This is a genomic window from Ramlibacter sp. P4_H7 (assembly GCF_056400765.1).
Genome location: NZ_JBFUKP010000010.1, coordinates 164235 through 177987, shown reverse-complemented (window position 1 = coordinate 177987; position 13753 = coordinate 164235). Strand labels below are relative to the sequence as shown.

The window sequence follows — 13753 nt, the reverse complement described above, 5'->3', positions numbered from 1 at the left end:
CGGCAGCGGCCCGCAACCGCCACCTCACCACGCCGGTAGCGCGGCGTCCTTGAGGTGCCCGCGCAGTTCGGGATAGTTCGGCACCACCGTGCGCACCGTCTCCCAGAAGCGCGGGCTGTGGTCCATCACCCGCAGGTGGCTCAGTTCGTGCGCCACCACGTAGTCGATCACCGGAAGCCGGAAATGCACCAGCCGCCAGTTCAGGCGGATCGAGCCGTCGCTGTGCGCCGTGCCCCACAGCGTGCCGGCGCTGGACAGCGTGAGCTTGCGCCACTGCACGCCCAGCTGCGGCGCGTAATGGTTCAGGCGTTCGATGAACAGCGCGCGCGCCTGCCGCATCAGCCAGGCCTGCACGGCGTCGCGGATCTGCGCCGGCTGCGCGTGCTGCGGCAAGCCGATGTGCAGCGTCTGGCGCGCCACGCCGGGCAGGGTCGACGTGTCGGTGTTCAGCACGCCGCCGGTCTCGCGGAAGTTGTGGCGCGGGTCAAGCACCACGATGACCGGCTCGCCCAGGAAAGGAAGGGTCGCGCCGTCCTTCCACTCGATGCGCGCCGCTTCCAGCCGCTCCTGGCGCTCGCGCGCCGCCTCCAGCTTGTTGACGATCCAGCGGGACTTGGCGCGGATCGCCTGCTCCACCTCCCCCAGCGGCACCCAGCGCGGCGCGCTCACCACCAGGCCTTCCGGGCCGACGCTGAAGCCGATGTTCTTGCGCCGGGCGCGGCGGAATTCGTAGGCCACCAGCACCTCGCCCAGGCGCGCTTCGCGGTTCGCGTCCGGATGGCGGAACGCCTGCGGCGCGATCAGCTGTTCGAGCGGCTCGCCGGGCGAGCACTCGAGGTCTTCGGTGGGGACGGTGGGGGCGGGGGCCTTGGCCGCGGGAGGGAGGGATTTCGGCTCGTCGAACAGGTCGAGAAGGAGCTGAAACGGGGACTGCATGGGCCGCGATTTTAAGGGCGCGGCCCGCGTGGGCACCAGTGCCCTTACACGTTGGCCGCTTGTTTCGCGTCCTGGTGTGCGTAGGCCTCGGGATCGAGCCGGCGCATCTCACCCTCGATCCAGGCTTCCACCTCGCGCATCAGTTCGTCGGCGGAGCGGCCTTCGCTGGGGATCGGCTTGCCGATCGAGACGTCCACCACGCCCGCATGCTTGATGAACGCCTTGCGCGGCCAGCATTTCGCCGAGGCCACCGCGATGGGGATGACCGGCGCGCCGGTGGCCACGGCCAGCCGCGTGCCGCCCGACTTGTAGGTGCCGGCCTGGCCACGCGGGATGCGCGTGCCTTCGGGGAACATGATCACCCACACGCCCTGCGCCAGCAGGCGCTTGCCCTGCTCCACCACCCGGTTGAAGGCCTGGGCGCGCTGGCTGCGGTCGATGTGGATCATGTCCATCCGCCCGATCGCCCAGCCGAAGAAAGGGATGTAGATCAATTCGCGCTTGAACACGTAGGCCAGCGGATGCGGCATCAGCGTGGGGATCAGGAAAGTCTCCAGCGTCGACTGGTGCTTCACCAGCAGGATCCCGGGGCTGGTCTTGCCCTGCGGCAGGTTTTCCATGCCGCTCACGCGCACCTGCACGCCGCACAGGACGCGCAGGGCGTCGATCTGCCAGCCCAGCCAGCGGGCGGCCTTCCAGTACATGGCTTCGCCGCTGGCCCAGAGCGATGACACCACCATCCAGATCCCCCAGGGGATCACCGTGGCCAGCATCCAGAGCGCGTGCAGCAGGGAACGCAGGAAGTCCATCGTCGGAACAAGTTCAAGTCGGGCGGGGCGCGGGGGCGCGCGTGACCAGCCAGTCGGCGAACGCGGCGAGGTCCTGGTGCACGCGCGTGTCGGGCGGGTAGCCCTCCGGCAGCGGCTGGCCGCGCAGCACTTGCGCCTTGCCGGTGAGCACCAGGTGCGGCTGGCAGCCGACCACGGAGCCCGCCTGCAGGTCGCGCTGGGTGTCTCCGACCACGTGGGTGGTGCGCAGGTCGACGCCGAAGCGCTCGCCGATCTGTTCGAACAGGCCCGGCAACGGCTTGCGGCACTGGCAGCCCTCGTCCGGGCTGTGCGGGCAGTAGAAGACGGCGTCGATGCGACCACCGAAGGCCGCCACCGCCTTGTACATCTTGGCGTGGATGGCGTTGAGCGATCCCACGTCGAACAGGCCGCGGCCCAGGCCCGACTGGTTGGACGCCACCGCCACGTGCCAGCCGGCGTGGTTCAGCCGCGCGATCGCTTCCAGCGCGCCGGGCAGCGGCTGCCACTCTTCCGGCGTCTTGATGAATTCGTCGCTGTCGACATTGATGGTGCCGTCGCGGTCCAGGATCACGAGTTTCATGGTCGGCCTCCCGCCGTGCCGCCGCCGGGAGCACCCGTCCCCTGGCCGGCCAGCCACGCATTCAAGTATGCAACGGGCGCGCGCATGGGCTCACTGGGCCAGGCGGGACAGGTCGGCGACGCGGTTCATCGCCTGGTGAAGCGTGGCGAGCAGGCCCAGCCGGTTCAGGCGCAGGTCGGCCTCGTCCGCGTTGACCATCACGCCGTCGAAGAAGGCATCGACCGGTCCGCGCAGGGCGGCCAGTGTCTGCAGCGAGGCGGTGTAGTCGCCGGCGTCGAACTGCGCGCCCGCCTGCGGTGCGATCTTCTGCGTGGCGGCGTACAGCGCCTTCTCGGCGTCTTCCTTCAGCAGGCGCTCGTTGACGTGCGCGTCGGCCTTCTCGGCCTTCTTCAGGATGTTGCCGATGCGCTTGTTGGCGGCGGCCAGCGCCGGCGCCTCCGGCAACGCGGCGAAGGCGCGCACGGCGGCCAGGCGCTTGGCGACATGGCCCAGGCGCTGCGGCTTCAGCGCCAGCACGGCCTCGACTTCCTGCGCGCTGTAGCCCTGCTCGCGCAGCAGGCCGGCCAGGCGTTCATAGATGAAGTCGGTGAGCTGTCCGGCGGTGGCGGGCTGCGCCTGCGGGAACAGGCCCAGCGCCTCGGTGACCAGCGCGCCGAGTTCCAGCGGCAGGTCCTTTTCCATCAGCATGCGCACGATGCCCAGCGCATGGCGGCGCAGCGCGAACGGGTCCTTGTCGCCCGTGGGCAGCTGGCCGATGGCGAACAGGCCGGCCAGCGTTTCCAGCTTGTCGGCCAGCGCGACCACCAGCCCGAGATCGTTGCGCGGGAGCGCGTCCCCCGCGAAACGGGGGCGGTAGTGGTCCTCGATGGCCACCGCGATCTCGTGGCCCAGCTTGTCGTGGCGCGCGTAGTAGCCGCCCATGACACCCTGCAGCTCGGGGAACTCGCCCACCATGTCGGTGAGCAGGTCGGCCTTGGCCAGCTTGGCGGCGATGTCTGCCTCGTGCGCGAGATGGTCGCTGCCCATCTGCGCCCCGATCACCTTCGCGATGGCGCGCACGCGGTCGATGCGCTCGCCCTGCGTGCCCAGCTTGTTGTGGTACACGACCTTGGCCAGCCCGGGCACGCGCGACTCGAGCGTCTTCTTGCGGTCCTGGTCGAAGAAGAACTTGGCGTCGGCCAGGCGCGGACGCACGACGCGCTCGTTGCCGCCGACCACGGCGCTGGGGTCCTGCGGACGGATGTTGCTGACCACCAGGAACTGGTTGGTCAGCTTGCCGTGCGCGGTGAGCAGCGGAAAGTACTTCTGATTGGCCTTCATCGTGAGGATGAGGCACTCCTGCGGCACTTCCAGGAATTCGCTTTCGAACTGGCAGGTGAGCACGTTGGGACGCTCGACCAGGGCCGTCACTTCGTCCAGCAGCGCATCGTCCTCGATCGGCTTCACGCCGCCACCGACGCGCGCGGCGGCTTCCTGCAACTGGCGCACGATCTCGGCGCGACGCTCGGCGAAGCCGGCGATCACGGCGCCGTCGCTGGCGAGCGTCGCGGCGTAGCTGTCCGCATCCGGAATGCTGACCTCCTGCCTGGCCGCTTCGAAGCGGTGACCCTGCGTGCTGCGGCCAGCCTGCAGGCCCAGCGCCTCCACCGGCACGACATCGCTGCCGTGCAACGCAACCAGGGCGTGCGCCGGACGCACGAACTTGACGTCGGTCCAGCCGTCCGCCAGCTGGTAGGTCATGACCTTGGGAATGGGCAGCTTCGCCAGGCTCTCTTGCAGCGCCTTCTGCAAGCCCTCGGCGAGCGTCACGCCCTTGGCGGTGCTGTCGTGGAACAGCGCCTCGGACTTGCCGTCCATGGCGCGCTTGAGCCTTGGCACGGCGGACGCGTCGGCGCCCAGCGCCTGCAGGCGCTTGAGCAGCGCCGGCGTGGGCTGGCCCGACGCCTCGAGGCCGACACTCACGGGCATCAGTTTTTGCGTCACCGCCTTGTCCGCGGCTTGCGAAGCCACGGCGGTGACGTGCGCGGCGAGGCGCCGCGGCGATGCATAGGACGTGAGCTGCGACTCGTCGCTGGCGAGGCCCTGCGCCTTCAACTGCTCCAGCAGCACGCCGGCAAAAGCCTCGCCCAGCTTCTTCAGCGCCTTGGGCGGCAGTTCCTCGACAAACAGTTCGACCAGGAGGTTCTTCATCGCCATCGCTCAGGCCGCCTTCTTCTGCATGTCGGCCACCCATTCGCGCGGGGCCATCGGGAAGCCCAGCCGCTCGCGGCTTTCGTAGTAGCTCTGGGCCACGCTGCGGGCCAGGTTGCGGATGCGGCCGATGTAGGCCGCCCGTTCGGTCACGCTGATCGCGCCTCGCGCGTCCAGCAGGTTGAAGGTGTGCGCGGCCTTGAGCACCTGCTCGTACGCGGGCAGCGCCAGCTGCTGCTCCATCAGGTGCTTCGCCTGTTTCTCGTGGGCGGCAAAGGCGGTGAACAGGAAGTCCACGTCTGCGTGCTCGAAGTTGTAGGCCGACTGTTCCACCTCGTTCTGGTGGTACACGTCGCGGTAGGTGAGGCCTTCGGTCCACTGCAGGTCGAACACGTTGTCCACGCCCTGCAGGTACATCGCCAGGCGCTCCAGGCCGTAGGTGATCTCGCCGGTGATCGGCTTGCACTCGATGCCGCCCACCTGCTGGAAGTAGGTGAACTGGGTGACTTCCATGCCATTGAGCCAGACCTCCCAGCCCAGGCCCCAGGCGCCGAGCGTGGGGTTCTCCCAGTCGTCCTCGACGAAGCGGATGTCGTTCTTCTTCAGGTCGAAGCCCACCGCCTCCAGCGAACCGAGGTACAGCTCCAGGATGTTGGCCGGCGCAGGCTTCAGCACCACCTGGTACTGGTAGTAGTGCTGCATCCGGTTGGGGTTCTGGCCGTAGCGGCCGTCCTTGGGCCGGCGGCTGGGCTGCACGTAGGCGGCCTTCCAGGGCTCGGGGCCGATGGCGCGCAGGAAGGTCGCGGTGTGCGACGTGCCCGCACCCACCTCCATGTCATAGGGCTGCAGCAGCGCGCAGCCCTGGGCGTCCCAATAGGACTGCAGCTTGAGGATCAGTTGCTGGAATGTGAGCATAGGCTTCGGGGCGGCGCAGTCCGGCCCCGGGGCGGCGCGGGCCGGCGGCCCGCGGAACCTTCCATTTTAGGGCTGCGGCCGGCGTCCCCGGCTCCGCCAGGCCGCCAACGCCGCCGCCAGCGCCAGCAGCCAGAGGGGCGCCAGGCCCGCGCGCGACACCCAGCGCGCGAAGGGCGTGAAGCCGGTGCCGCCCTCCACGTCACCGACCAGCACGCCGCGCGTATGCCGCGGCAGGCTGTGCGTGACCTGGCCGAGGCGGTCGATGATCACCGTGGCGCCCGTATTGGTCGCCCGGATCATGGGCCGCTCGAACTCCAGCGCGCGCATGCGGCTGATGTGCAGGTGCTGGTCGATGGCCAGGGTGTTGCCGAACCAGCCGATGTTGCTGAGGTTGACGAAGACGGTGGGCGCGGCGGCGGGATCCGCGAAGCGCGCGCCCAGCTCCTCGCCGAACAGGTCTTCGTAGCAGATGTTGGGCGCCAGCCGCTGCCCTTGCCAGGCAAACGAGGGCTGCCCCACGTCGCCGACGTTGAAGTCCCCCAGCGGGATGTTCATCATTCGCGTGAACCACTTGAAAAGGGGCGGGACGAACTCGCCGAAGGGGACGAGGTGGTGCTTGTGGTACCGGTAGCCGGCGTCCCCCGGGCGAAAGCCCATCACCGAATTGGTGTAGCCCTGTTCGAAGCTGCCCAGCGGGATGCCCACCAGCACGGCCCGGTTGCCCTGCGAGAAGGTGTCGCGCAAGGCTTCGAGGTAGCCCTCGGGCAGTTGCGCGGGCAACAGGGGGATCGCCGTTTCCGGGGCCACCACCAGTTGCGCATCGGTGTCGCGCAGCATGCGGCCGTACCACTCGAGCGCCTGCGGCACGCCCGTGCCGCCCTCGAATTTCTCGTCCTGCGGGATGTTCCCCTGCAGCAGGCCGACACGCAGCTTGCCGCCGGACGCCGCGGGCGCCCCCCAGCGCGTCTGCGCGTTGCAGGCGGCGAGCAGCGCCGCCGTGCCGCCCACCGCGACCCAGTAGCGCCAGGAACCCCGCTGGCTGCGCCGCACCGCCAGCGCCAGCAGGCAGGCCAACCAGGCGGCCACGGCGCCGATGCCATACACGCCGATCCAGGGCGCCAGCGCCGCGAACGGACCGTCCACGTGGGCATACCCGCCGGCGCCCCAGGGGAAGCCGGTGAACAGTGTTCCGCGCAACAGCTCCGCGCCCAGCCACAGCCCGGCGAACAGGGCCGCATCGCGGCCTGCCTTGCCGGTTGCCGCGAACCGGTACAGGCCGGCCGCCAACGCGTAGTAGAGCGAAAGGAATCCCGCGAGCAGCAGCACGGCCGCGGCCGCGAGCGGCGACGCAAGGCCGCCGTACACGTGCATGGAGATGAACAGCCACCAGAACGTGCCGGTCAGCCAGGCCGTGGCGAAGGACCAGCCCACGAGCGCGGCGCGCCGCGCGCCCTCTTGCCGCTGCAACAGGCCGGCAAGCACGGCCAGCGAGAGCAACTGCACCCACCAGAGCGTCTGGCCGGTGCCGGGCCACGCCATGGACGCGGCCTGGAAGAGGCCGGCAAGCGCGGCCACGAGCGGCGCACCGAATCGGACCGGGCGCGCAGTCAAGCGGGGGCGGGCTCGGCGTCGACCGGCGAGACCTTGAACCAGCGCACGGCGCCGCCCTTGGTATGCAGCACGACGAATTTCAGGCCGCCCACCACCGTGGACTCTCCGCGCTTGGGCACGTGGCCCATGGTGTGCGCGATCAGGCCGCCGATGGTGTCGAACTCGCGTTCGTCGTCGGCGGCAACCATCTGCACGCCGAAGGCTTCGCTCACGCGGTCGATGGAGGTGTCGCCGCTGACCCGGTAGGTGCGGTCCGCCAGGCCGAAGATGTCGCCTTCGTCCTCGGCAATGTCGAACTCGTCCTCGATCTCGCCGACGATCTGCTCCAGCACGTCCTCGATGGTGATGAGGCCCGCGACCCGGCCGAATTCGTCGATGACGATCGCCAGGTGGTTGCGGTTGCCGCGGAACTCGCGCAGCAGGTCGTTCAGGCCCTTGCTCTCGGGCACGAACACCGCCGGACGCAGCAGCGCGCGCAGGTTCAGGCCCGGCGCCCGCTGCAGCTTGAGCAGGTCCTTGGCCATCAGGATGCCGATGATGTTCTCGCGATCGCCCTCGTGCACCGGGAAACGCGAGTGCGCCGTGTCGATCACCAGGTGCAGGATGTCGTCGTAGTCGGCGTCGATGTTGACGAGGTCCATGCGCGGCGCCGCGACCATCACGTCGCCCGCGGTGAGCTCGGCCATCTTGATGACGCCTTCGAGCATCACGCGGGACTCGGGCCCGATGATGTCGTTGTCCTCGGCGTCGGCGAGGGTTTCGATCAGCTCCGCCGTCGAGTCCGGCCCCGGGTGGATGAACTCGGCAACCTTCTGCAGGAAAGTGCGCTTGTCCTGCTTCTCGTGCGCGGTGCGCGCAGGATGTGGTTCAGACACAGCCGTGAGGCGGAGTAAAGGAACCCATAGGATAACGGATTGGCCACGCCCCGGGCTCCGCCGTGCGGATGGCTCAGCGGCCGCTCTTGGTCCGGGCGTCGAGGGCGCCGCGCCGGATCTCCTGCACCTGGGCCAGGAAATCGATGAAGTTCTTGGCCTGCTGCTTCAGGCGGTAGTCGGCCTGCGCGACCTGCTCTTCCACCAGCTCGCTGACGCGCGTGTCGAGCGTGGCGGGCGGCAGCCGCAGGTACGCCTCGGTCTCGCTGCCTGCGCGCTCCAGCGTGGCGCCCGCATTGCGCGCGATCTTGATCATCGCCGTGTTCTCCGACAGCGCATGGATGAACATCAGCTCCACGCCCTCGTTGCGGGCGTGCATGACGGCGCGATCGAACAGGCGCGTGCCGTAGCCGCGGCCGCGCGCCTTCTTCAGCACGGAGACACCGAACTCGGCGCCCGCCGGGGTGCCCGGCTCGTTCGGGATGAAGGCCAGGTGCGCCATGGCGATCAGGTCGAGCCGGCGGTTGAAGACGCCGAAGATGTCGTCGCGCTCGAAATCGAGGTGGTCGACGTAGCGCTGGATCTGCTCGTCGTTGGCGTTGTAGCCGAAACGCAGGTAGCGGTCGTGCTCTTCGAGCGACAGGAGGTGGGCCGCGATACGAGGAGCGTGTCCCGGGCCCAGCGCGCGGATCGGGACCATTCCCCCGGCCGCGCCTTCATGAGTGGCGTCTGGCATGCATGAACTTTAAGGGTTTTCCCGTAAATCACCAGGGTGCCTGCTCGAAAACTGCATGCGGAAGGCAGGGAATGCAGGCGCACGGCAACGAGATACAGCATGCTACAAACGTTCGCAAATTGTTCTTGCTTTTGTAGCCGATGCCCGCCCCTCTCGTCCGCGCATTTCCATTCACGCGCGCCACCAAGGTCATTGCCGTGGCCGACGTGGTGGAGTCGATGCGCCTGATGGAACAGGGGGAGCAGGAGTTCATCACCCGCTGGCACCAGTTCGTCAACTTCGTGACCGACCAGGCTCCCGCCTATTCGGGCCGCCTGCACAAGAGCCTGGGTGACGGCTTGATGCTGGAATTCGGCGACGCCGCCGGCTGCATCCGCGCGGCGCTCGCGATGCAGGCCTGGTTTCGGGACATCAACCAGAACCTTTCCTCCGAGCACCACGTGCACCTGCGCATCGGCGCGCACGTGGCGGACTTCGTCGCCGACAAGTACGACATCTACGGCACCGACGTGAACCTCGCCGCCCGCATCGCGGCACTCGCCGGCCCGGGCGAGGTGGTGATCTCCGCCGCGCTGCGCGAACGCCTCGGGCGATCGCTCGATCTGCATCTGGAGGATCTCGGAAACTGCCACCTCAAGCACGTGAAGCAGCCGGTGCGGGCGTACCGCATCCGCCAGGCCGGTGAGACCCCGGTGCTGCCGGCGCACGCCGACCCGCGCAGCCTGCGCGCCAGCGTCGCCGTGCTGCCCTTTGGTCCGCGGGGTTCGCCCGTGTCCGGGACCAGCGGCGACACACTCGCCGACGAACTGGTGACCGCTCTGGCGCGCAGCGACACCTTGCAGGTGGTGTCCCGCATGACCACGGCGCCGCTCGATGCCGATCGGGACACGCTGAACTCCGTGTGGTCTGAGGTCGGCGCCCGCTTTGTGCTGACCGGCCGCGCCCGCCTGCTGGGAAGCGCCGTCGGCCTGCACGCCGAGCTCGCCGAGGCGGAGAGCGGGCATGTGATCTGGGCGGAGAGCTTCAATCCCGCCGCCGACGGCCAGGGCTTGCTGCACGGCGCGCTGCGCGGCCGCACGGTGGCGGCCGTGCACTCCGCGATCGTGCAGCACGAAGTGGAGTCCGTCGCGGGCCGCCCGTTGACTTCGCTGGAAGGGCCGAGCCTGCTGCTTGCTTCCGTCGGCCTGATGCACAGGCTGTCGCCCGTGGACATCGCGAATGCGCGCGGCATGCTCGAACACCTGCTGGATCGCTGGAGCCGCCATCCCGCCGCGCATGCGTGGCTGGGACACCTGCACGTGCTGCGCGTGCAACAGGCGGCGCCGGGCTCCACCCGCCAGGACGAGGCGCTCGCGCGAGCGCATGCCACAGCCGCCGTGCAGGGCGACCCGGCGTCGCCGATGGTGCTGGCGCTCGATGGCCATGCTTGGGTCCACTGCGCCCGCAACATGGAGGCCGCCGGCGAGCGTTTCGCACAGGCCCTGAGCCTGCGTCCGGACCACACGCTCGCGCGCCTGCTGCACGCGGAGTTCCTCGCCCTGAGCGGGGCGGGCCTGGCCGCGCGGCACGCGGCGGAACAGGCGACCGATGCGATCGTGCTGGAGCCGCTGCGCTACCTCTACGACGCCATCGCGGCTTTCGCGGCCTGGGTGAACCACGACGCGAGCGGCGCCGCGGCGCTGGCGCAGCAGTCGGTGCAGCGCAATCCGCGCTACCTGCCCGCGTGGCGCACGCTGGTGGCAGCCCAGGTGGACTGCGATCGGCTCGGCGACGCGCGGGCCGCCCAACAGCAGTTGCTGAAACGGCAGCCCGCTTTCAGCGTGAAGTCCTTCCTGGGATCGAGTGCCCTGCACGAAAGCCTGGAGGCGCGGATGGCGCGTGCGCTGGCGCGCGCCGGCGTGCCGCAGGAGTGAGCCAGGCCGCTACCAGTGCGCCGGCAGCTTCTTCATCAGCGTGATGCGCTTGATGCCCAGTTCGACGTAGCCGCCCTTCTCGAGGTCCTTCAACAGCCGGCTCACCATTTCGCGCGAGGCGCCGACGCGGCTGGCGATCTGCTGATGGGTGATTTGCGTGAGCTGCACGGGCGCATGGACGCTGCCAGGACCGCGCTCGCTTTCGAGCGTATGAATGACGCGGCCGTAGACATCCAGCAAGGCCATCTGCCGGGCGGTCTCCGTCGCGGAGCGTGCCCGCCGGATCACCTGCGCGACCAGCTGCATGGCGAAGCCGGGTTCCTCGGCCAGGTGCTGCTGCACGGCGGCCCGCGACACCAGCGCGCAGAGGCAGGACTCGAGCGTCATCACCGAGGCGGACCGGGGGGCGCCGTCCAGCGACATCTCGCCGAAGTAGTCGCCGGCGACGATGGTGCCGTAGGTGATTTCGCGCCCGTTTTCGTCCGTCGCGTAGACCTTCACCTGGCCCTGGAGCAGCACGAATAGCGAGTCGCCCGGTTCGCCTTCATTGAGGATGATCGTGTTCTTGCGGTAGCTGCGCACGATGCCGCGTGCCGCGAGCCTCCCCACGGCAGGCGCAAGGTGTGCGATCAACCGGTCCTGCTCGTTCATCGACTCCCCCTCCTGCCTTGAAGAAAACTCTAGCATGGGTGCGGCCGCCCGCAGACGGGGTCAGTGCAGGGGTACCTGCAGGTGCGCAGCGCCAATGGGCGGCAGCACGGCGACCTGCCCCACCAGTGCTCGCACGCTGTTGGACTGCGTCTTGGCACAGAGGCTGCGGACGTGGCTGCGCACGGTGGACACCGCCACGTTCAGTTGCTTGGCTGCTTCCGGCGCCGAAAAGCCCTGGCACAGCATGGCAAGCACCTGCTCTTCGGAGGGCGTGAGTCCGTGGGTGCGGGCAAAGAAGCAGAGCATGACCGCATCGCAGACGGAGGCCCGCGAGAAGATGAGGGCGATGGAAGGGTGGGGGCGATCCGACCCCAACGGGACGACGGCCACGTTGAGGCGCTTGCGTACGGGCGAACGCAGCCCGACGAGGCTGCGTCGGCCGGTCTCCGCCTTGAGGAGCGCCTGGAGCAGCAGCTTGGACTGCACGGCGTCCCCGGCTTGCACGTGGCCTTCGTGCACGGACACCATCTGGCGCCGCGCGAGTTCGTGGCGCGCCGGCTGGTTCGCATGCAGGACTTTCCCTTTCGGGGAAACCAGCAGCACGCCGTAGGCGAGTTCATCCAGCACCCATGACAGTCCATGTCCCGCGCCGTCCATCAAGCCGGCGACGAACGAGGCGCCGTGCGCTCCCTCCAAGGCTCCATCCATCATGCTCCCCTACGAAGTGCAGGGCAGAGCTTAGGGACAGGCCTGCACGGCCGATAGGCATTCTCCAGTGCCGTCTTGGTGACGGATTCACCTTGACGGAGGTCATCCGTCGCGCCCCAGCAATTCCAGGACCGCTCGCCGTACTTCGGGTCGAAAGGCCAGGGCCACGTGCGCCTGTCCGGCGAGGAAGCGCTGGTCCGCCGCAGACAGGACAGCGGTGGTGGCGGGGATCACCACGTTGTCGCAGTTCGTGTACCAGCAGGTGACGGGTGGCAGCGAATGGCGTGACTCGTGGGCCGCCAGCTCCCGGACCCAGTCGCTTCCCAGCCGCATCTGCCGCCCGTTGACGCGCGTGCTGAATCGCGCCAGCCAGGTGCCGCCATGCGGAGTGCCGATGGTGACGATGCCCTGGACTGGACGGACGCCCCGCGACTGCCTCCACCAGGCGCGTGCGGCCAACCCTCCCATGCTGTGGCAAACGAGGAACGGGGCACGACCGGTGCAGCGCGTGACCCGCGCCACGGCGTCGTTGATCGCCGCCGCGTAGTCGTCGATGGACCCGTAGACCGGCTCGAGGTTCACGGCGACGTAGGCATGGCCTTGCGCGCGCAACGTGCGCATCCAGGCGTTCCAGAAACCGCGGTTGCACATGAAACCGTGAACCAGCACCACGCCGACCCGGCCCGCGCGCGCGCCCTCCAGGTGGTCGGGCTCACTCTTCCAGCGAAAGGGCTGCCGCCAGTAGAAGGTGCGAAACAGGTGACCGGTCTCGGAGAGCCACGCGCGCAGGAGCTGCACCACCGTCGGCTTCGGCGCAGGATCGGTCCGGCTGAAGCGCCAGACGACCGCAAATTCCGCGGCGAGCGCGAGCGGTGCTATCGCCATGGTCAAGGCGGCCTCCAGCAGGGCCTGCCAGGGCGAACTTGTCCACCGGACGACCAGCCAGGCAGCGGCCAACCCGATCTGGGCCAGGCAGGCGACCTGCAGCAGTCGCGCGAGGCTGGAGCGGCTGGGCATCACGGTCAGTATCCCATGGGGATGTCGACTTTGACCTTTCTGCGCCGCTAGACTAGCCGCAGGCATGAACACTGCGCAAACCATCCGCGAAGCCGTTGCCGAGGTCGAGCGACTGCGTGAGGAGAGCCGCCTCGTCCCTTCCATTGGAACGGCGGTGCAACGGCTCAAGCGCTTCCAGGGGCGACGGTTTGCCGGCAGCTATGCCGACCTGCTTTCTTCGGTTGACTACGCCGCGGCGACGCGCTTTTTCCTGGAGGAGCTGTACAGCGATCGCGACTTCGGCGAACGCGATGCGCAGTTCGCCCGGATCGCCGGCGCCGTGGAGAAGCTGTTCCCGAAGGATGTCGCGCAGACCGCATCGGCGCTCGCCCAGTTGCATGCCCTGACGGAATCGCTCGATCACGCCATGGCCCGGATCGAGGCGATGGATGGTCACGACGACATCGTAGGTTATGTGCGTGCGTGGAAGGCCGTGGACCGGCGGCAGGATCGGCTGCGACAGTTGGAGAGGGTCGTGGCCATCGGCGCCGAAATGATCCGGCTCACGCGTCTGCCCGGCTTGCGCACCATGCTGCGCATGATGCGCGGCCCCGCTTCCGCGGCGGGCATGAGCTCCTTGCAGCGCTTCCTGGAGTCCGGTTTCGACACTTTCGGGGCGATGGCCAAGCAACGAGGCGGTGCGGAGCGCTTCCTGCAGCTGATCCGGGAGCGCGAGCAGCGCCTCATCGACCTGCTGTTCGATGCCGACTCCGTTGCTTGCGAGACCGAGCTGCAGCGCACCCTAGGACAAGCCCGCTAACGTTGCGGGGCGACCG

At 68.9% G+C, this 13753-nt stretch carries 13 protein-coding genes; 2 read left to right on the top strand and 11 right to left on the bottom strand.

The genetic code is table 11. The features are described 5' to 3' along the window. Positions 1-24: 24 nt before the first annotated feature. From AC1DSA_RS15595 to AC1DSA_RS15560, 8 genes are all read right to left on the bottom strand, one after another. Positions 25-936 (bottom strand): M48 family metallopeptidase, encoded by a 912-nt coding sequence (locus AC1DSA_RS15595; protein WP_477890730.1) that lies wholly within the window; start codon positions 934-936, stop codon positions 25-27. 44 nt (positions 937-980) lie between these two features. Beyond that, on the bottom strand, positions 981-1745 hold the full coding sequence (locus tag AC1DSA_RS15590) for a lysophospholipid acyltransferase family protein (RefSeq protein ID WP_477890728.1): 765 nt from the start codon (positions 1743-1745) through the stop codon (positions 981-983). A 13-nt stretch (positions 1746-1758) separates the two neighbouring features. Further along, positions 1759-2325: a D-glycero-beta-D-manno-heptose 1,7-bisphosphate 7-phosphatase gene (gene gmhB, locus AC1DSA_RS15585; RefSeq protein ID WP_477890726.1), complete on the bottom strand. Its 567-nt coding sequence runs from the start codon at positions 2323-2325 to the stop codon at positions 1759-1761. A 90-nt stretch (positions 2326-2415) separates the two neighbouring features. Further along, positions 2416-4521 (bottom strand): glycine--tRNA ligase subunit beta, encoded by a 2106-nt coding sequence (gene glyS, locus AC1DSA_RS15580; protein WP_477890724.1) that lies wholly within the window; start codon positions 4519-4521, stop codon positions 2416-2418. A 3-nt stretch (positions 4522-4524) separates the two neighbouring features. After that, positions 4525-5430, bottom strand: coding sequence for a glycine--tRNA ligase subunit alpha (glyQ, locus tag AC1DSA_RS15575; protein ID WP_477890722.1), 906 nt, complete (start codon positions 5428-5430; stop codon positions 4525-4527). Positions 5431-5496: 66 nt separating this feature from the next. Continuing rightward, a complete protein-coding gene (lnt, locus tag AC1DSA_RS15570; protein ID WP_477890797.1) occupies positions 5497-6969 on the bottom strand; it encodes an apolipoprotein N-acyltransferase in 1473 nt (490 codons plus the stop codon). A gap of 68 nt (positions 6970-7037) precedes the next feature. Further along, positions 7038-7916: an HlyC/CorC family transporter gene (locus AC1DSA_RS15565; protein ID WP_477890720.1), complete on the bottom strand. Its 879-nt coding sequence runs from the start codon at positions 7914-7916 to the stop codon at positions 7038-7040. Between the two features lie 73 nt (positions 7917-7989). Beyond that, positions 7990-8649, bottom strand: a complete 660-nt coding sequence (locus AC1DSA_RS15560; RefSeq protein WP_477890718.1) for a GNAT family N-acetyltransferase — start codon at positions 8647-8649, stop codon at positions 7990-7992. A 140-nt stretch (positions 8650-8789) separates the two neighbouring features. Here AC1DSA_RS15560 and AC1DSA_RS15555 point away from each other — a divergent pair, with 140 nt between their 5' ends. Continuing rightward, on the top strand, positions 8790-10562 hold the full coding sequence (locus AC1DSA_RS15555) for an adenylate/guanylate cyclase domain-containing protein (RefSeq protein ID WP_477890716.1): 1773 nt from the start codon (positions 8790-8792) through the stop codon (positions 10560-10562). A gap of 9 nt (positions 10563-10571) precedes the next feature. Here the strand turns inward: AC1DSA_RS15555 and AC1DSA_RS15550 are convergent, their stop codons facing one another. From AC1DSA_RS15550 to AC1DSA_RS15540, 3 genes are all read right to left on the bottom strand, one after another. After that, complete coding sequence (locus AC1DSA_RS15550) at positions 10572-11213, bottom strand: Crp/Fnr family transcriptional regulator (protein WP_477890714.1); 642 nt, start codon at positions 11211-11213, stop codon at positions 10572-10574. A 60-nt stretch (positions 11214-11273) separates the two neighbouring features. Continuing rightward, entirely contained in the window at positions 11274-11921 is a 648-nt protein-coding gene (locus AC1DSA_RS15545) for a helix-turn-helix transcriptional regulator (protein ID WP_477890712.1), read from the bottom strand. Between the two features lie 102 nt (positions 11922-12023). Next, on the bottom strand, positions 12024-12938 hold the full coding sequence (locus tag AC1DSA_RS15540; RefSeq protein ID WP_477890710.1) for an esterase/lipase family protein: 915 nt from the start codon (positions 12936-12938) through the stop codon (positions 12024-12026). 64 nt (positions 12939-13002) lie between these two features. Here AC1DSA_RS15540 and AC1DSA_RS15535 point away from each other — a divergent pair, with 64 nt between their 5' ends. Next, entirely contained in the window at positions 13003-13737 is a 735-nt protein-coding gene (locus AC1DSA_RS15535) for an FFLEELY motif protein (RefSeq protein WP_477890708.1), read from the top strand. Positions 13738-13753: the final 16 nt, after the last annotated feature.

Excerpts from the sequence above, each read along its gene's own strand:
- AC1DSA_RS15595 (WP_477890730.1), bottom strand. The coding sequence starts at position 936 with ATGCAGTCCCCGTTTCAGCTCCTTCTCGACCTGTTCGACGAGCCGAAA.
- AC1DSA_RS15590 (WP_477890728.1), bottom strand. The coding sequence starts at position 1,745 with ATGGACTTCCTGCGTTCCCTGCTGCACGCGCTCTGGATGCTGGCCACG.
- gmhB (WP_477890726.1), bottom strand. The coding sequence starts at position 2,325 with ATGAAACTCGTGATCCTGGACCGCGACGGCACCATCAATGTCGACAGC.
- glyS (WP_477890724.1), bottom strand. The coding sequence starts at position 4,521 with ATGGCGATGAAGAACCTCCTGGTCGAACTGTTTGTCGAGGAACTGCCG.
- glyQ (WP_477890722.1), bottom strand. The coding sequence starts at position 5,430 with ATGCTCACATTCCAGCAACTGATCCTCAAGCTGCAGTCCTATTGGGAC.
- lnt (WP_477890797.1), bottom strand. The coding sequence starts at position 6,969 with ATGGCGTGGCCCGGCACCGGCCAGACGCTCTGGTGGGTGCAGTTGCTC.
- AC1DSA_RS15560 (WP_477890718.1), bottom strand. The coding sequence starts at position 8,649 with ATGCCAGACGCCACTCATGAAGGCGCGGCCGGGGGAATGGTCCCGATC.
- AC1DSA_RS15555 (WP_477890716.1), top strand. The coding sequence starts at position 8,790 with ATGCCCGCCCCTCTCGTCCGCGCATTTCCATTCACGCGCGCCACCAAG.
- AC1DSA_RS15550 (WP_477890714.1), bottom strand. The coding sequence starts at position 11,213 with ATGAACGAGCAGGACCGGTTGATCGCACACCTTGCGCCTGCCGTGGGG.
- AC1DSA_RS15545 (WP_477890712.1), bottom strand. The coding sequence starts at position 11,921 with ATGGATGGAGCCTTGGAGGGAGCGCACGGCGCCTCGTTCGTCGCCGGC.
- AC1DSA_RS15540 (WP_477890710.1), bottom strand. The coding sequence starts at position 12,938 with ATGCCCAGCCGCTCCAGCCTCGCGCGACTGCTGCAGGTCGCCTGCCTG.
- AC1DSA_RS15535 (WP_477890708.1), top strand. The coding sequence starts at position 13,003 with ATGAACACTGCGCAAACCATCCGCGAAGCCGTTGCCGAGGTCGAGCGA.